16 protein-coding genes are annotated in these 17,315 nt (G+C 53.9%); 8 read left to right on the plus strand and 8 right to left on the minus strand.

Annotated elements, in window-relative coordinates:
* Nucleotides 1-8: 8 nt before the first annotated feature.
* Genes ACU8YC_RS09890 through ybgI form a run of 6 tightly spaced genes read right to left on the minus strand, consistent with a single transcriptional unit; the run spans nt 9 to nt 4,842 of the window.
* Complete coding sequence (locus tag ACU8YC_RS09890) at nt 9-1,004, minus strand: DUF979 domain-containing protein (RefSeq protein WP_446895299.1); 996 nt, start codon at nt 1,002-1,004, stop codon at nt 9-11.
* Nucleotides 1,001-1,723, minus strand: coding sequence for a DUF969 domain-containing protein (locus ACU8YC_RS09895; RefSeq protein ID WP_151219539.1), 723 nt, complete (start codon nt 1,721-1,723; stop codon nt 1,001-1,003). Before ACU8YC_RS09895 ends, ACU8YC_RS09890 begins: the two co-directional genes overlap by 4 nt.
* A gap of 53 nt (nt 1,724-1,776) precedes the next feature.
* Nucleotides 1,777-2,511 (minus strand): 5-oxoprolinase subunit PxpA, encoded by a 735-nt coding sequence (pxpA, locus tag ACU8YC_RS09900; RefSeq protein ID WP_414437938.1) that lies wholly within the window; start codon nt 2,509-2,511, stop codon nt 1,777-1,779.
* Entirely contained in the window at nt 2,501-3,433 is a 933-nt protein-coding gene (gene pxpC, locus ACU8YC_RS09905; RefSeq protein ID WP_446895300.1) for a 5-oxoprolinase subunit PxpC, read from the minus strand. Before pxpC ends, pxpA begins: the two co-directional genes overlap by 11 nt.
* Nucleotides 3,427-4,083 carry a 5-oxoprolinase subunit PxpB gene (gene pxpB, locus ACU8YC_RS09910; protein WP_414437939.1) on the minus strand — a complete coding sequence of 219 codons (657 nt, stop codon included), beginning with the start codon at nt 4,081-4,083 and terminating at the stop codon, nt 3,427-3,429. The genes pxpC and pxpB overlap by 7 nt, the downstream gene beginning before the upstream one ends.
* Before the next feature lie 15 nt (nt 4,084-4,098).
* Nucleotides 4,099-4,842: a radiation resistance protein YbgI gene (gene ybgI, locus ACU8YC_RS09915; protein ID WP_071696195.1), complete on the minus strand. Its 744-nt coding sequence runs from the start codon at nt 4,840-4,842 to the stop codon at nt 4,099-4,101.
* A 289-nt stretch (nt 4,843-5,131) separates the two neighbouring features.
* Between ybgI and dtpD the strand changes: the two genes are divergently transcribed.
* Nucleotides 5,132-6,613, plus strand: coding sequence for a dipeptide permease DtpD (dtpD, locus tag ACU8YC_RS09920; RefSeq protein ID WP_446895301.1), 1,482 nt, complete (start codon nt 5,132-5,134; stop codon nt 6,611-6,613).
* Between the two features lie 140 nt (nt 6,614-6,753).
* Here the strand turns inward: dtpD and phrB are convergent, their stop codons facing one another.
* The gene (gene phrB, locus ACU8YC_RS09925; protein ID WP_151224951.1) at nt 6,754-8,172 is read right to left on the minus strand and encodes a deoxyribodipyrimidine photo-lyase; all 1,419 of its coding nucleotides are present in this window, start codon (nt 8,170-8,172) and stop codon (nt 6,754-6,756) included.
* A 125-nt stretch (nt 8,173-8,297) separates the two neighbouring features.
* Complete coding sequence (locus ACU8YC_RS09930) at nt 8,298-8,504, minus strand: YbfA family protein (RefSeq protein WP_151219533.1); 207 nt, start codon at nt 8,502-8,504, stop codon at nt 8,298-8,300.
* 308 nt (nt 8,505-8,812) lie between these two features.
* On the opposite strand from ACU8YC_RS09930, the gene kdpF reads away from it, so the two are divergent.
* The 7 genes from kdpF (at nt 8,813) to speFL (ending at nt 16,976) form a co-directional block, all read left to right on the plus strand.
* Nucleotides 8,813-8,902, plus strand: coding sequence for a K(+)-transporting ATPase subunit F (gene kdpF, locus ACU8YC_RS09935; RefSeq protein WP_001670793.1), 90 nt, complete (start codon nt 8,813-8,815; stop codon nt 8,900-8,902).
* Nucleotides 8,902-10,581 (plus strand): potassium-transporting ATPase subunit KdpA, encoded by a 1,680-nt coding sequence (gene kdpA / locus ACU8YC_RS09940; RefSeq protein ID WP_446895302.1) that lies wholly within the window; start codon nt 8,902-8,904, stop codon nt 10,579-10,581. The genes kdpF and kdpA overlap by 1 nt, the downstream gene beginning before the upstream one ends.
* Nucleotides 10,582-10,601: 20 nt before the next feature.
* Nucleotides 10,602-12,650, plus strand: coding sequence for a potassium-transporting ATPase subunit KdpB (kdpB, locus tag ACU8YC_RS09945; RefSeq protein WP_151219531.1), 2,049 nt, complete (start codon nt 10,602-10,604; stop codon nt 12,648-12,650).
* 8 nt (nt 12,651-12,658) lie between these two features.
* Complete coding sequence (kdpC, locus tag ACU8YC_RS09950) at nt 12,659-13,225, plus strand: potassium-transporting ATPase subunit KdpC (RefSeq protein ID WP_151219530.1); 567 nt, start codon at nt 12,659-12,661, stop codon at nt 13,223-13,225.
* A gap of 10 nt (nt 13,226-13,235) precedes the next feature.
* Nucleotides 13,236-15,920 (plus strand): two-component system sensor histidine kinase KdpD, encoded by a 2,685-nt coding sequence (gene kdpD, locus ACU8YC_RS09955; protein ID WP_210904826.1) that lies wholly within the window; start codon nt 13,236-13,238, stop codon nt 15,918-15,920.
* Entirely contained in the window at nt 15,917-16,594 is a 678-nt protein-coding gene (gene kdpE, locus ACU8YC_RS09960; RefSeq protein WP_005121396.1) for a two-component system response regulator KdpE, read from the plus strand. Before kdpD ends, kdpE begins: the two co-directional genes overlap by 4 nt.
* A gap of 277 nt (nt 16,595-16,871) precedes the next feature.
* A complete protein-coding gene (gene speFL / locus ACU8YC_RS09965; protein ID WP_114149115.1) occupies nt 16,872-16,976 on the plus strand; it encodes a leader peptide SpeFL in 105 nt (34 codons plus the stop codon).
* Nucleotides 16,977-17,315: the final 339 nt, after the last annotated feature.

A 17,315-nucleotide genomic window follows, 5' to 3' on the forward strand; every position in this document is an offset into this window, starting at 1 on the left:
CTGTCACCTTACAAGAACATCAGGAAATACATCAGGAACACGTTGACCAGCAGCAGCAGTATGCCGGTTGGCACCTGCGCCTTAATCACCGCGTTTTTGTCCGGTAGCTCAAGTAGCGCAGCAGGGACAATGTTAAAATTCGCCGCCATCGGTGTCATCAATGTCCCGCAATAACCGGAGAACATACCAATTGCCGCCATTACCGCCGGATTACCGCCGTGCTGCAGCACGAGGATCGGAATACCAATCCCGGCGGTCACGATCGGAAAAGCTGCAAACGCATTACCCATCACCATCGTCAGCAATGCCATGCCGATGGTGTACACTGCCACCGCGATAAAACGACTGTCTACCGCCAGATATTCCTGCGTCAGATATGAAATGCCGCTGCCTACGCCCGCTGCCGTAAACAACAGTCCGAGCGTAGCCAGAATCTGCGGCAAGATGAAAGCCCAGCCAATGGAATCCAGCAGGCGACGCGCCTCCTGGATCGGTTGATGCGCCCGCTCATGGGTCATTTTAACCGCCATTGCCAGACCAATTAATGAACCTGCGGTCATCGAAAACAGCGTCACCAGCGTGGCGTGATTGCCCGGCCCAAATAGCGCATCCTGTAAGCCCGGAATGTGATTAAACATCAGCACGCCGATAACGGTCACTACCGGGATAGCCAGCGCAGGGAAAAACAAGCGGTTACCCAGTCGGCTGGCGCTCTCTTCACGCTGTTGTTGTGTACGTTGATGGTAGCTTCCCAGCTTCACGCCACCAAAACCGGCAATCAGCGCCAGGACGACCACCGCAACACCGACGGCAATATGTACCGCGCGTTTGTCGCCAAACAGCGAGTATGTCCAGTCACCAAGCAGAAACAGTACGCCGTATATGCCCCAAAACAGACCAGTGGTGAAACGACGCGGGTTCGCTTTATCCTGCCAGGACATGACGGCCACAATCAGTAATACCGCGCCCGCCAGCCAGTAGAGGTAGCTTTGTTGAAAACTCATTGTGCTTCCCCTTTCGCTACGGCATTCGCTTTCGCCACTTCACGTTGCAAATAGCTATCCAGACGCCACAGACGTGCGCCATGGATCAAGAAGGCACAAATTGCCGTCGGGATCCCCCACAGGGCAATGTGTAACGGTTCAGTCTGGATCCCGCCGGACTCCAGCATAAAGTTGTGCATGAAGATGATGGCGCCGAAAGCAACAAAGATATCTTCACCAAAAAACAGCCCGACATTATCGGTCGCAGCGGACATGGCGCGCAGTCGATAGCGTACCGCCCCAGGTATCTCGCCGTGATTTTTCTCAGCGGCTCCTTCCGCCATCGGCGCCAGCAGCGGACGCACCATTTGCGGATGTCCCCCCAGACTGGTCAGCCCTAACGCAGCGGTCGCTTCGCGAATGAACAAATAAACAATCAGCAGACGGCCGCTGGTTGCGCTGCGAATTTTTGCGATCCACGTCTGTGCACGTTCTTTCAGACCGTGACGCTCCAGCAGACCGATTACCGCCAGTGGGATCAGCAGGATAAACGGCAGGTTGCGGGTGTTAAGAAAACCTTCACCCAGTTTCTCGAGAATAGTGGCGATAGGCATATGCGCCGCCAGTCCCGTGACGATCCCGGCAATAATAACCACCAATACCGGGTTAAAACGTAAAAGAAATCCGACCACGATGACGGCGATCCCCGTCAATGGCCAGAGAGAAATAGCCTCTCCCATAATTAAATCCCTTATGTTGTTGTGTAATATGTTATTGTTTTGTATGAATAATTCTATGCGTTAATTTGAATATTGCATGCTTCAAAGGCGCTACGCAAGCGACGGGTAAAAGCGAGTGCGTGCTCGCCATCCCCATGAATGCATACCGTCTGGGCCGTCACGCTCGCCCATGTTCCACTCTGGCTTTTTACTCTGCCGGATTGCACCATTTCTAACGTTTGCGCCAGCGCCAGCTCTTCATCTTCAATCAGTGCGCCTGGCTGGCTGCGCGGTACAAGACTGCCATCAGCCTGATAACCCCGATCGGCAAACACTTCCTGGCGCGTTACCAGGCCATAGTGTTCTCCGGCACGGATCAGCTCACTGCCTGCAAGGCCCACCAGAACCAGTGACGGATCGCAGACATGTACCGCTTTGGCAATCGCACCGGCTAACTGAGGATCTTTAGCGGCCTGGTTATACAGCATACCGTGCGGTTTGACATGACGCATTGCGCCACCCTCAGCCCGCGTAATAGCAGCCAACGCACCAATTTGATACAGCGTTTGCGCATACACCGTTTCCACAGGCAAGGTCATAGCGCTACGGCCAAAATTTTCCCGATCCGGAAAGCTCGGATGCGCACCTATCGCCACGCCATTTTTTAGCGCTTCACGCACGCTTAAGAGCATTGTCTGCGCATCACCAGCGTGAAACCCACAGGCAATGTTGGCTGAAGAGACCAGTTGCAGCAACGCGGCATCGTTAGCGCATCCCTCGCCGAGGTCTGCATTGAGATCAATTTTCATTGTTTAGTCTCCATGCTAATTGTTCCAGATAACGCTGCCGATCCTGGCGCGCCTTGAGCGCTTCCTCCAGCGAACACTGCACAAAATGAATCGGCTGGCCGAGCGGGATCTGCGCCAGATGATACATATCCGCCTCGATGATACAGGCGATGCGCGGATAGCCGCCTGTCGTCTGCGCATCGTTCATCAGTACGATCGGCTGGCCGTTATGCGGAACCTGCACCACACCGGGAAGCAAACCATGTGACAGCAGCTCGCGATCGGTCGTGCGCGTCAGCGGCTGCCCTTGCAGACGATACCCCATCCGGTTACTTTGTGGGCTGAGCTGCCACGGCGAACGCCAGAAAGAAGCCTGCGATACCTCGTCGAACTCCTGATATTCAGGCCCGGGCAGCGCACGAATATTGTTTCCCCACATCAGCTGTTTTACGCCCTGCGGCCCGCTGAATTGCCGGGTTGAAGTGCCAATTGCCAGCCGATCGCCATCACATAGCAGGCGCCCTTCCAGCCCGCCAATGCCCACTTTGAGATCGGTACTGCGCGAACCCATAACTTCGGGAACATCAAAACCGCCCGCTACCGCCAGATAGCTGCGCATGCCGTGATGCGGACGTTTTAGCGTCAGGCGCTGCCCGGCTTTCACCGGTAGCCGCCATCCGCTCCATACGGGAGTACGATCCAGCTGCGCTTCGCATCCCGCACCGGTCAGGGCAAACCAGCCATCGGCTTCAAATTCCACCACCAGCTGCCCCAGCGTGATTTCCAGCGCAGCGGCATTCGCATTGTTGCCCACCAGCAGGTTGGCAACGTTCAGTGCCGGTTTATCCAGCGCGCCGCAGTGACTGATTCCGGATTGACGAAAACTATGGCGTCCCCCGTCCTGGACTGAGGTATACATGCCAGCGCGAATAATGTTTAACATACCCCCTCCTTCTGCGGGACAAACCGCACGGTATCACCAGCCCGTAACAGAATCGGCTCTTGCCGTTTTGGATCAAATAATGCAACGGAGGTACGGCCAATCAATTGCCACCCGCCAGGCGTGGAAAGCGGATAGACCCCCGTCTGGGATCCGCCAATACCTACAGAACCTGCCGGAACAAGCAGACGCGGTTCTGCACGCCTGGGTGTATGGAGCTGTTCAGGTAAACTCCCCAGATAGGGAAATCCGGGCTGGAATCCGATAAACCACACCACGTAATCAACCGACGCATGAAGCTCAACAACCTGCTTGTCGCTTAATCCGCTGTGCCGGGCGACCTCTGCCAGATCGGGGCCGGCCTTACCGCCATAGGTAACGGGTATTTCAATAAAGCGTGAGTCCGGCTCCAGCGCCTCACTCTCTTCCCACCAGCGCTGCAGGCGTTCAATCGCATCCAGAGCCAGCGTTTGCGGGTCGCGCAAGGTCACCGTGATATTGTTCATACCCGGAATAGCTTCCAGTACATTAGGGGCATCAACCAGACGCTGCGCCAGACGCCAGATGCGTTTCTGAGTCGCCAGCGTAATGGGCGGTTCCAGTTCTAGAACCACCGCTGTTTCACCTAACAGATAACAACGCGCTCGCTGCACTTTCGTCCCTCTTTATTACGCCGGATTAGGAATATCGATAAAGGTCACGTCCAGATCGGTATTTTCATTGAGCCAATCACTTAATGCGCGAATGCCACCACGTTCGGTCGCATGGTGGCCGGCAGCATAAAAATGCAGCCCTTGTTCGCGGGCCGAATGAATGGTTTGCTCTGAAACTTCACCGGTGATGAAAGCGTCGACGCCAAACCGGGCTGCGCTATCAATAAAACTTTGACCGCCTCCCGTACACCAGGCGACGCGCTGAACGGTTTCCGGCCCGGTATCACCGCACCATAACGGTTTACGGCCTAAACGCGCTTCAATCCACGATGCCAGTTCCAGCCCCGGAACCGGCATGGAGAGTTCTCCCCATGGCACCAGGGGCTCGATTTCCCCCATCACAGTAATCCCCAACAGCGCGGCCAGTTGCGCGTTATTCCCCAGCTCGGGATGAGCGTCCAACGGCAGGTGCCAGCCATACAAGTTGATATCATTTTCCAGCAGCGTTTTCAGACGATGGCGCTTCATGCCGCGAATTACCGGGGATTCACCTTTCCAGAAATAACCATGATGAACGATGACCGCATCCGCCTGCAGGCGTACCGCCTCGTCCAGTAACGCCTGACTTGCGGTCACGCCGGTCACGATTTTATGCACCGTTTCTTTGCCCTCAACCTGCAAACCATTCGGCGCATAGTCGCTAATGGCGGCGCTGTTCAGTTTGTCGTTGATCAGTTGTTCCAGTTCGGTGTTTTTCATCGTCGTCCTCGTAGTCATTAGTTCTGCCTGCCCAATCAGCATCACAGCTTAGGTTAAAATAGCGTCCCCGCCAGCATTCGTCGATAGCCATTTCACTGACACATCAAGAAACAATCACACCATCTTTGAAGGCAATTTGCTTCCCCTCACGCGATCTAATTCATGTATATTTATGCAATCAGACAGCATATTGCAAAAATAATCAGATCTGTATCAAAGTTACAACTTTAAGGAAACACACTCGCGCAGCACGTTAGGCCAGTCGCGAGGCATTGACTTCGAGAAAATAATGAATAAACAAGCATCTCAACCGCGGGCGATTTACTACGTCGTCGCGCTACAAATCTGGGAATACTTCAGTTTTTACGGCATGCGTGCACTGCTGATCCTGTATCTCACCAACCAGCTGAAGTACGACGATAATCACGCATATGAACTGTTCAGCGCCTATTGCTCTCTGGTCTACGTCACGCCTATTCTCGGGGGGTACCTGGCCGATAAGGTGCTCGGCAATCGTATGGCGGTAATGATCGGCGCATTTTTAATGGCGGTGGGACATCTGGTCCTGGGTGCCAGTGAAATGGCTCCGGCGTTCCTTTATTTGTCGCTGGCGATTATTGTCTGCGGCTACGGTCTGTTTAAATCCAATATCAGTTGTCTGCTGGGCGAGTTGTATCAGCCTGAAGATCCGCGCCGCGACGGTGGATTCTCTCTGCTCTACGCAGCCGGTAACATCGGTTCGATCATTGCGCCCATTGCCTGCGGTTACGTGCAGGAAGAGTACAGTTGGGCGATGGGTTTTGCGCTGGCTGCGATTGGCATGCTGGCAGGGTTGGTGATTTTCTTATGCGGTAATCGCCATTTCGCTCATACCACTGGCGTCAACAAAACCGTGCTGTGTGCGAAAAAGTATATGCTGCCAAACTGGGCCTGGCTGTTAGTTCTGCTGGTTGCAGCACCGTTACTGATTACCGTCCTGTTCTGGAAAGAGTGGTCCGTTTACGCACTGATCGTTGCCACGGTTATTGGTCTGGCGGTTCTGGCGAAGATTTACCGTCAGGCGCAAAACCAGAAGCAGCGCAAAGAATTGGGGCTTATCGTGACGCTGACCTTCTTCAGCCTGCTGTTCTGGGCCTTTGCTCAACAGGGTGGCAGCTCGATTAGCCTGTATATTGACCGCTTCGTTAATCGCGATATTTTGGGGTATTCCATCCCGACCGCGATGTTCCAGTCGGTTAACGCCTTTGCCGTTATGCTGTGCGGTATCGTGCTGGCCTGGGTAGTCAAAGAAAGCGTTGGCGGCAATCGAACCGTACGTATCTGGGGTAAATTCGCCCTGGGCCTCGGTTTAATGAGCGCAGGGTTCTGCATTCTGACCTTAAGCGCCCGCTGGTCCGCAGCCTACGGCCACTCTTCCATGCCGCTGATGGTATTGGGGCTGGCGGTCATGGGCTTTGCCGAACTGTTTATCGACCCGGTGGCGATGTCGCAAATTACGCGTATCGAGATCCCTGGGGTGACCGGCGTATTAACAGGCATTTATATGCTGCTTTCCGGCGCCATCGCCAACTATCTGGCAGGCGTTATCGCCGATCAGACGTCGCAAGGCTCGTTTGACAGTGCGGGGGCGATCAACTATTCGATCAATGCGTATATTGATGTCTTTAGCGAAATTACCTGGGGCGCGTTGGCCTGCGTGGTGCTGGTGCTGCTGATTTGGTTATACCAGTCGCTTAAATTCAGAAACCGTCCGCTGGCAGTAGAGTCCTGAATGTACAGGCCCGATGATGTGATAAGATTCGGGCCTGTTTTTTGGCGATTATGCATGGCTTACAGCCAAATCCGTTTCAGAAACACCTGTCACCAGTTTTACCATTTCGCGATCTATTCCCTGCTCCAACATGGTTTACGCTATCCTTTACGTGCCGCCTCATAGGCCGCCAGCGTTGCCAGCCTTGCCTGTTTGTGATCGACAATTGGACGAGGATAGTTGAGCGACACCTGCGCTTTTTCAGCCCACGTCCACGGGTCATGAATAGCTTTCCCCGGCACTTCACGCAGTTCCGGCAGCCATTGGCGGATAAACTCGCCGTCACGGTCAAATTTTTCGCCCTGAGTTGTAGGGTTAAAGATACGGAAATACGGCGCAGCGTCGGTTCCGGTTGAGGCAGCCCACTGCCAGCCACCGTTATTGGCCGCCAGATCGCCATCGATCAGCTGCGACATAAAATATTGCTCGCCTTTACGCCAGTCGATTAGCAGATCTTTGACTAAAAAACTGGCCGTAATCATGCGTAATCGATTATGCATCCAGCCTGTAGCGTTGAGCTGACGCATCGCCGCATCGACAATAGGGTATCCGGTATTCCCCGTTTGCCAGGCCTGCAAATGTGTCGGGTTATTCTGCCATTGCACACGATCGGTCCAACGGATGAACGGCTGATGCCGGCACAGCGCCGGATGATAAGCCATCAGATGACGATAAAATTCACGCCAAATAAGTTCGTTCAGCCAGACGCTGCCCGCCCCGCCCTCCAGAGCCTGCGGCTGCTCCGCGATCAGTCGATTCAGGCACTGGCGCGGCGAAAGCCCGCCTGTCGCCAGGTTCGCGGACAATCGGCTGGTACCGTCAACCGCCGGAAAATCACGTAGTTGCTCATATTCTCCCGCGGCCTGCTGGCAAAACTTACGTAATTGCGCGATCGCTAATTTCTCTTCTGCCGCAAATAGCTGCGCATCAAAATCTTGCTGCGAATAGCTCAGCGTTATTGATGTTAACGGAACATCAAGCGCACCGCTTTCTCTCACCTTCGGCGCGCTAACGCATTCTGGAACCCCCTCTTTAACTCGCTTCAGCCAGGCATTTTTAAACGGTGTAAAGACTTTATACATCTCATGATTGCCGGTCATGACTGACCCCGGAGGCAGGATCACGCTGTCGTCAAAACCTTCGCACACCACATGGAGTAATGATTTCTCGACGGCGGCATCACGCTGACGTTCGTTTATTTCGTATTGATAGTTATAAAATAACCGGCTGACGTTATGCTGTGCGCAGACGTTTTTGACGGTTTCTACGCTGGCCGCGAAATCTGCAACTTCATCAAACAAGAGCGGGATGCCCTTTTCCGCCAACGCCGCCTGCAAGGCATTCAACTGCGCATTCACAAACGCAGCCTGACGTGGGGCCATTTCGTGGGCTTTCCACTGCTCAGGAGTAGAGATATAGAGCGCTAAAACTTGCGCGGAAGGATCGCGACAGGCTGCCGCTAACGCGAGGTTGTCATGCAGACGTAAATCACGTCGAAACCAGACCAGATGGGTGGTCATAATACTCCCGGATATAAATTAGTCATTGCCACGCTTTGTTCATTACACCGACAAGTGTAGACATCTGCACATAAAAAAAAACCGCCACATTGCTGTGAGCGGTTTTTTTGAGCAAGAACGATAACTTAGTAGAAATCGCAGGTGGCTTTTTCAGCCTGCTCCATCCACACCGGTTTATCGCTGGTTTTAGACCATACGCGATGCAGATAGCTGTAAAAACGGGCGCGGTCTTTCCAGAAAAGCATGACCGGTAGCGCCAGCACGCCCGCCACAACGGCAAAGGTACGGCGTAAGAAAACAATGTGTGCTGGATACTCTTTATATAAGTCCATAATCCTCTCCCATATATCTGTTCGGTGAATCGCACCGGAAAAATAAATTTGGTTAACTGATGAAAATAATACCGCCTTGTGTGTAATTTTGCTACTCATCCGACCACTTATTTTTATCTATTGATGCTCCGTTTAGCTTAAAACTGTAATTAAGTTACATAAAAGTTAAATTAATACTAATCATTAGTTAAATAATGGTTTTTGCCATTTTTATACTTTTTTTATACCCCGCCCGCTGATTTTTGCGAAATCTTTGCAGGTAAAAATCTACGCTCTGGTTATCACATTTATGCCACTGGAGGTGCACTGTGAGTGCAGGCGTGATAACCGGCATTGTGCTGGTCTTTTTATTATTAGGTTACCTGGTGTATGCCCTGATTAATGCGGAGGCGTTCTGATGGCGGCCCAAGGATTCTTACTTATTGCCAGTTTCTTGCTGGTACTGTTTGTCATCGCCAGACCGTTAGGGTTCGGGCTGGCTCGACTGATCAACAATACATCCCTGCCGGGTCTGGCTGGCGTGGAGCATCTGCTCTGGCGCGGTCTGGGCATCTCGCAGCAGGAGATGAACTGGCGGCAGTATTTGCTGGCTATCCTCGCGCTCAATGTGCTTGGCCTGTTGGTCCTGTTTTCGATGCTGATGGCGCAAAACCTGCTGCCGTTAAATCCACAGCAACTGCCAGGGCTTTCGTGGGATCTGGCGCTCAACACCGCAGTGAGTTTTGTCACTAATACCAACTGGCAATCCTATGCTGGCGAAACCACCTTAAGCTATTTCAGCCAGATGGCCGGGTTGACCGTGCAGAACTTCCTGTCTGCGGCGACCGGTATTGCGGTGATTTTTGCCCTGACTCGCGCCTTCACGCGCCAGAGTATGAATACGCTGGGCAACGCCTGGGTCGATTTGGTTCGCATTACGCTGTGGATCCTGGTTCCCATCGCGTTGATCATTGCTCTGTTCTTCATTCAGCAAGGTACGTTGCAAAATCTATTGCCCTATCAGCCCATTACCACCCTTGAAGGGGTGAAACAACTGCTGCCAATGGGGCCGGTCGCCTCACAGGAAGCGATTAAGATGCTCGGTACAAACGGCGGTGGTTTCTTTAATGCAAACTCATCACATCCGTTTGAAAACCCAACCGCGCTGACCAACCTGGTCCAAATGCTGGCCATTTTCTTAATTCCCACCGCCTTGTGTTTTGCCTTTGGTGATGTGGTGGGCGATCGCCGCCAGGGGCGGACCCTACTGTGGGCCATGTCACTGATTTTTTTGGTCTGCGTAGCCGTCGTGATGTGGGCCGAAGTTCAGGGCAACCCGCACCTGATGGCATTCGGTGCAGACAGCAATATCAACATGGAAGGTAAAGAGAACCGCTTTGGCGTGCTGGCCACGAGTTTGTTTGCCGTCGTCACGACAGCCGCATCCTGCGGTGCTGTTGATGCGATGCATGACTCCTTCACTGCACTGGGCGGCATGGTACCGATGTGGTTAATGCAGATTGGCGAAGTGGTCTTCGGCGGTGTGGGTTCAGGTCTGTATGGCATGCTGTTATTCGTGTTGCTGGCGGTATTTATCGCTGGGTTAATGATTGGCCGCACGCCGGAATATCTGGGTAAAAAAATCGACGTGCGCGAAATGAAAATGACCGCGTTGGCGATTCTGGTCACCCCTACGCTGGTTCTGCTCGGTACGGCGATAGCGATGATGTCCGAAGCTGGCCGCAGCGCCATGCTAAACCCGGGTCCACACGGGTTTAGCGAAGTGCTGTATGCCGTGTCGTCTGCCTCGAACAACAACGGTAGCGCATTCGCCGGATTAAGCGCCAATAGCCCGTTCTGGAACTGCCTGCTGGCCTTGTGCATGTTCTTCGGCCGCTTCGGCGTGATCATTCCCGTGATGGCGATTGCCGGATCGCTGGTCAGTAAAAAGATCCAGCCAGCAAGCCCCGGCACGCTACCTACCCATGGCGCACTGTTTGTTGGGTTGTTAATCGGTACGGTGTTACTGGTTGGCGCTCTCACCTTTGTTCCTGCCCTGGCGCTTGGCCCAGTCGCAGAATACCTGTCATTACACTAAGTGATGCGGAGCACATTACTATGAGTCGCAAGCAACTGGCGCTGTTCGAACCCTCTCTGGTCGCACAAGCGCTGATGGACGCCGTGAAAAAATTAAGCCCACATACCCAGTGGCGTAATCCGGTGATGTTTATCGTCTGGTTGGGCAGTCTGTTAACGACCCTGTTAACCGTGGCGATGGCAACAGGCCATATGCCGGGCAGCCCGAGGTTTACCGGCGCGATAAGTCTGTGGCTGTGGATTACCGTTCTGTTCGCCAATTTTGCTGAAGCGCTGGCGGAAGGACGCAGTAAAGCTCAGGCCAACAGCCTGAAAGGCGTCAAAAAAACCGCCTTCGCCCGCAAACTTCGCGAACCGAAATACGGCGCGGCGATGGATCACGTCCCCGCAGATGATTTACGTAAAGGCGACATCGTGCTGGTGGAAGCTGGCGATATTATTCCGTGTGACGGCGAGGTGATCGAAGGCGGCGCGTCGGTAGATGAAAGTGCCATTACCGGTGAATCCGCACCTGTGATTCGTGAATCCGGTGGTGATTTCGCCTCCGTCACTGGCGGCACCCGCATTCTCTCCGACTGGCTGGTTATCGAATGCAGCGTAAACCCCGGTGAAACGTTCCTCGACCGGATGATCGCCATGGTTGAAGGCGCACAGCGGCGTAAAACGCCCAATGAAATCGCCCTGACAATCCTGCTGATTGCCCTGACCATTATCTTTTTGTTGGCGACCGCCACGCTATGGCCGTTTTCCGCCTGGGGAGGAAGCGCAGTCAGCGTCACGGTGTTGGTTGCGCTGCTGGTGTGTTTAATCCCTACGACGATAGGCGGGCTGCTCTCCGCGATTGGCGTCGCCGGGATGAGCCGTATGCTGGGCGCGAACGTCATCGCCACCAGCGGACGTGCCGTAGAGGCGGCAGGTGATGTGGACGTACTACTGCTGGATAAAACCGGCACTATTACGCTGGGTAATCGTCAGGCTTCTGATTTTCTGCCCGCTCAGGGTGTGGACGTCAAAACGCTGGCCGATGCCGCGCAGCTTTCATCCCTGGCCGATGAAACACCGGAAGGCCGCAGCATTGTTGTCCTGGCTAAACAGCGCTTTAATCTGCGTATTCGCGACGTGCAATCGCTGCATGCCACCTTTGTGCCGTTTACCGCCCAAAGCCGGATGAGCGGCATCAACATTGACAACCGTATGATCCGCAAAGGCTCGGTTGATGCCATTCGTCGTCACGTTGAAGCCAACGGCGGCCACTTTCCTGCCGATGTGGAGCAGAAGGTCGAAAACGTCGCTCGTCTTGGCGCAACGCCGCTGGTGGTGGCCGAAGGCTCTCACGTACTGGGTGTGATTGCCCTGAAAGATATCGTAAAAGGCGGAATTAAAGAACGTTTTGCCCAACTGCGTAAAATGGGGATCAAAACGGTGATGATCACCGGTGACAACCGCCTGACCGCCGCAGCAATCGCCGCAGAAGCCGGTGTGGATGACTTCTTAGCGGAAGCCACACCGGAAGCCAAGCTGGCGCTAATTCGTCAGTATCAGGCGGAAGGTCGTCTGGTGGCGATGACCGGCGACGGAACCAACGATGCTCCAGCCCTTGCGCAGGCCGATGTTGCCGTTGCCATGAACTCCGGAACCCAGGCAGCGAAAGAAGCGGGCAACATGGTGGACCTCGACTCCAATCCCACCAAACTGATTGAAGTGGTGCACATTGGTAAACAGATGCTGATGACGCGCGGTTCGCTGACCACCTTCAGTATCGCCAACGACGTAGCGAAGTATTTTGCCATCATCCCGGCCGCATTCGCCGCCACCTACCCGCAGCTCAACGCACTGAACGTGATGGGGCTGCATTCGCCGGACTCGGCGATCCTCAGCGCGGTCATCTTTAACGCGCTGGTCATCGTCTTTCTAATCCCACTGGCACTGAAAGGCGTGAGCTACAAACCGTTGTCCGCATCCGCGATGTTGCGCCGCAATTTGTGGATCTATGGTCTGGGTGGTTTGGTTGTGCCGTTTATCGGTATCAAAGCGATTGATTTACTGCTGACCCTGCTGGGTCTGGTGTGAGGTTTCAGATGAGTGGATTACGTCCTGCATTATCAACATTGATGTTCCTGATGCTTATCACCGGTGGTGCTTATCCGCTGCTGACCACTGCGTTGGGGCAATGGTGGTTTCCCCACCAGGCTAACGGTTCGCTTCTGCGCGAAGGTCAGACTGTTCGCGGCTCTGAGCTTATTGGGCAACAGTTTACCGCTGCCGGTTATTTTCAGGGACGCCCCTCAGCGACAGCGGAAATGCCCTATAATCCAATGGCTTCAGGCGGCAGTAATCTGGCAGCCAGCAACCCGGAACTGGATAAACAGCTACAAAGCCGGATTGCCGCGCTGCGTGCCGCCAACCCGCAGGCAAATCCTGCGGTTCCGGTTGAACTGGTAACAGCTTCTTCCAGCGGACTGGATAACAACCTGACGCCAGCCGCAGTAGCCTGGCAAATTCCCCGCGTGGCGCAGGCTCGCAACCTCAGCGTTGAAGAGGTTACGCGGTTGGTTGCACAATATACGCAAAAGCCGTTGGTCAGTTTTATCGGCCAGCCGGTGGTGAACCTGGTGGAACTTAATTTAGCGCTGGATAAGCACTGAGAAAAAGGACATGCATAACGAACCGTTACGCCCCGACCCCGATCGCCTGCTGGAGCAGACCACCGCTCCGCACCGGGGAAAACTGAAAATTTTCTTCGGTGCCTGCGCGGGCGTCGGCAAAACCTGGGCCATGCTGGCGGAGGCCCAGCGACTGCGGGCGCAAGGGTTAGATGTGCTGATTGGCGTGGTGGAAACCCACGGGCGCAAAGAGACCGCCGCGCTGCTGGACGGTCTCAGCATCCTGCCGCTCAAGCGGCAGTCACGTCATGGTCGTCATATCAGCGAGTTCGATCTCGACGCTGCGCTGGCCCGCCGTCCGGCGCTCATTTTGATGGATGAACTGGCGCACAGTAATGCGCCAGGCTCACGGCATCCTAAGCGCTGGCAGGACATTGAAGAGCTGCTGGAAGCTGGCATTGACGTTTTTACTACCGTCAACGTGCAACATCTGGAAAGTCTCAATGATGTGGTCAGCGGCGTTACCGGCATTCAGGTTCGCGAAACCGTCCCCGATCCTTTTTTCGATGCCGCCGACGATGTGGTGTTGGTCGATCTTCCCCCCGACGATTTACGCCAGCGTCTGAACGAAGGCAAGGTCTACATCGCCGGCCAGGCGGAAAGAGCCATCGAGCATTTCTTTCGCAAAGGTAATCTGATTGCACTACGTGAACTGGCCCTGCGCCGTACGGCCGATCGGGTGGACGATCAGATGCGCGCCTGGCGGGGACGTCCGGGTGAAGAAAAAGTCTGGCATACCCGCGACGCTATTTTACTGTGCATTGGGCACAACACCGGCAGCGAAAAACTGGTACGTGCCGCTGCACGTCTGGCAGCGCGTCTGGGTAGCGTCTGGCATGCGGTGTATGTCGAAACGCCAGCGCTGCACCGACTGCCTGAAAAACAGCGCCGCGCGATTTTAAGCGCTCTGCGACTGGCCCAGGAGTTAGGCGCAGAAACCGCCACCCTTTCCGATCCCGCCGAAGACAAAGCGGTAATCCGCTATGCCCGCGAGCATAATCTGGGAAAAATTGTGCTCGGGCGTCCAACGACGCGACGCTGGTGGCGCAGCGACTCCTTTGCCGACAAACTGGCCCACCGCGCACCCGATCTCGACCTGATGATTGTCGCCCTCGATGAGCCCCCTTCACGTCCTGTGCTGCAAACCGCAGACAGCCGTACCTTTAAGGATAAATGGCGGGTACAAATTCAGGGGTGCGTGGTCGCTGTTGCGCTGTGCGCCATCATTACGCTAATCGCCATGCAGTGGCTGATGGCGTTTGACGCCGCCAACCTGGTGATGATCTATTTATTGGGCGTGGTGGTTATCGCACTCTTTTACGGACGCTGGCCGTCCGTTCTGGCCACTTTTATTAACGTCGCCAGCTTCGATCTCTTCTTTATTGCTCCGCGCGGGACGCTGGCCGTTTCCGACGTCCAGTACCTGCTTACCTTTGCCGTAATGCTCACGGTAGGGCTGGTTATCGGTAATCTGACCGCCGGGGTGCGGTATCAGGCACGGGTAGCGCGTTATCGTGAACAGCGTACGCGTCATTTGTATGAGATGTCCAAAGCGTTGGCCGTCGGACGCAGTCAGACGGATATCGCCGCCACCAGCGAACAGTTTATCGCTTCAACGTTTCAGGCCCGTAGCCAGGTTTTACTGCCCGGCGAAAACGGTAAGCTGGCCCCTCTCACTCATCAACAGGGCATGACACCGTGGGATGACGCCATTGCTCAATGGAGCTTTGATAAAGGGCAACCCGCCGGCGCAGGCACCGATACGTTACCCGGCGTGCCGTATCAAATTTTACCGTTAAAAAGCGCCGACAAAACGCATGGATTGCTGATCGTGGAACCGGGAAATTTACGCCAACTGATGATCCCTGAACAGCAACGCCTGCTGGAAACCTTCACGTTGCTGGTCGCCAGTGCGCTGGAGCGCCTGACGCTGACTGCCAGCGAAGAGCAGGCTCGCTTTGCCAGCGAGCGCGAAAGTATTCGCAACGCCCTGCTCGCAGCCCTGTCCCACGATTTGCGCACGCCATTGACGGTGTTGTTCGGCCAGGCAGAAATCTTAACGCTGGATCTGGCAAGCGAGGGATCGCCGCACGCACGCCAGGCCAGCGAGATTCGCCAGCACGTTCTGAACACGACCCGACTGGTGAATAACCTGCTGGATATGGCGCGAATTCAGTCTGGCGGCTTTAATCTTAAGAAGGAGTGGTTAACGCTGGAAGAGGTGGTGGGTAGCGCCCTGCAGATGCTGGAGCCAGGTCTCTCTGCCCCAATAAATCTGTCGTTACCAGAACCGTTGACATTGATTCACGTCGATGGCCCACTCTTTGAACGGGTGCTGATTAACCTGCTGGAAAACGCCGTCAAATACGCGGGTCCACAGGCGCAGATCGGTATTGATGCCAGCGTCAATGGAGAACACCTGCAATTAGACGTCTGGGATAATGGGCCGGGTGTTCCGTCGGGTATGGAACAGCGCGTTTTTGACAAGTTCTCCCGAGGGAATAAAGAGTCATCGGTGCCAGGCGTCGGGCTGGGGCTGGCAATTTGTCAGGCCATTGTGGACGTGCATGGCGGGACTATTTCTGTCCACAATCGCGCGCAGGGAGGAGCATGTTTTCGTGTTACACTGCCCCAGGAAATCCCCCCTCAACTTGAAGATTTTCATGAGGATATGTGACGAACGTACTGATTGTTGAAGATGAACAGGCCATTCGCCGCTTTCTGCGCACCGCGCTGGAGGCCGATGGCCTACGTGTATTTGAAGCAGAAACGCTGCAACGCGGTCTGCTGGAAGCCGCCACGCGGAAACCCGATCTCATCATTCTCGATCTTGGCCTGCCGGATGGCGACGGCATTGATTTTATTCGCGACCTGCGTCAATGGAGCGCGATTCCAGTGATTGTGCTTTCAGCCCGCAGTGAGGAAAGCGATAAAATCGCCGCGCTGGATGCCGGAGCCGATGACTATCTCAGCAAACCTTTTGGTATTGGCGAGCTACAGGCGCGATTGCGCGTGGCATTGCGTCGCCACGCCAGTGGGACGTCTCCCGAACCGGTCGTACATTTTTCTAATGTTAAAGTGGATATCGCTGCTCGCCTCGTACACCGAGGTGATGAAGAAATTCACTTGACGCCGATTGAGTTTCGCCTGTTGGCGGTACTGCTGAATAATGCCGGGAAGGTACTGACGCAACGTCAGTTATTGAATCAGGTTTGGGGACCAAACGCCGTCGAACACAGTCACTATCTGCGCATTTATATGGGACACTTGCGCCAGAAGCTGGAACTGGACCCGGCCCGCCCGCGTCATTTTCTGACCGAGACCGGAATTGGTTATCGGTTTATGCCTTGAATTTTTATTCATTTATTTTGATTAAATAACAAATATATTATCTATTATCCTTAAGGCTGCATAATATTTATTACGCAGCCGATAAGGTTATACTCAAAATAATAAAACACAAATAAATAACATATAAACAACAAAACAGTATCTTATCTCACGATATGCATAATCGGCGACTAAATATTTTGGAAACGATCATTTTTTATTGATCTTCTTCACAGTTCATAGCCATTTCCTGGATAAAATACCCACACCTTCCACTTATCCAGTAAAGGTAACCAAAATGGAAAATAATAGCCGTACAATGCCACATATAAGGCGAACAACGCATATTATGATGTTTGCCCACCGCAATAGTTTCGACTTTCATTTCTTTAATGCCCGTTAGTCTTCCGACTAAGGGCACTCCAGTATACAGGTCATCCTGACTCTCTGTATCGCAGATATATACCCAATAGATTTCGAGTTGCATCAAGACGGCGATGCAGCGAAGCCCGGGAGCGTACATCAGTACGTGACTGGGATAAGCGAGTAAAGCCAACACAGATGCAGCTTGAAAGACGACGGGTATAATGCCTGTATCCACAGTGCTCTCCCTGCATAACCCTGTATTACCTGTGACCGGACCGGTTAGGGTTTATTGCATCTTCAAAAAAGCAATTTACTGATTTATTTATCAGCGGTATTACTTTGCTTTTTTTTTCCGGAGTTATCAATTTCTCATTTG

The organism is Citrobacter sp. VF227 (assembly GCF_052950715.1).

Coding starts and splice junctions, on each gene's coding strand:
- ACU8YC_RS09890 (WP_446895299.1), bottom strand. CDS start 1,004: ATGAGTTTTCAACAAAGCTACCTCTACTGGCTGGCGGGCGCGGTATTA.
- ACU8YC_RS09895 (WP_151219539.1), bottom strand. CDS start 1,723: ATGGGAGAGGCTATTTCTCTCTGGCCATTGACGGGGATCGCCGTCATC.
- pxpA (WP_414437938.1), bottom strand. CDS start 2,511: ATGAAAATTGATCTCAATGCAGACCTCGGCGAGGGATGCGCTAACGAT.
- pxpC (WP_446895300.1), bottom strand. CDS start 3,433: ATGTTAAACATTATTCGCGCTGGCATGTATACCTCAGTCCAGGACGGG.
- ybgI (WP_071696195.1), bottom strand. CDS start 4,842: ATGAAAAACACCGAACTGGAACAACTGATCAACGACAAACTGAACAGC.
- dtpD (WP_446895301.1), top strand. CDS start 5,132: ATGAATAAACAAGCATCTCAACCGCGGGCGATTTACTACGTCGTCGCG.
- phrB (WP_151224951.1), bottom strand. CDS start 8,172: ATGACCACCCATCTGGTCTGGTTTCGACGTGATTTACGTCTGCATGAC.
- ACU8YC_RS09930 (WP_151219533.1), bottom strand. CDS start 8,504: ATGGACTTATATAAAGAGTATCCAGCACACATTGTTTTCTTACGCCGT.
- kdpA (WP_446895302.1), top strand. CDS start 8,902: ATGGCGGCCCAAGGATTCTTACTTATTGCCAGTTTCTTGCTGGTACTG.
- kdpB (WP_151219531.1), top strand. CDS start 10,602: ATGAGTCGCAAGCAACTGGCGCTGTTCGAACCCTCTCTGGTCGCACAA.
- kdpC (WP_151219530.1), top strand. CDS start 12,659: ATGAGTGGATTACGTCCTGCATTATCAACATTGATGTTCCTGATGCTT.
- kdpD (WP_210904826.1), top strand. CDS start 13,236: ATGCATAACGAACCGTTACGCCCCGACCCCGATCGCCTGCTGGAGCAG.
- speFL (WP_114149115.1), top strand. CDS start 16,872: ATGGAAAATAATAGCCGTACAATGCCACATATAAGGCGAACAACGCAT.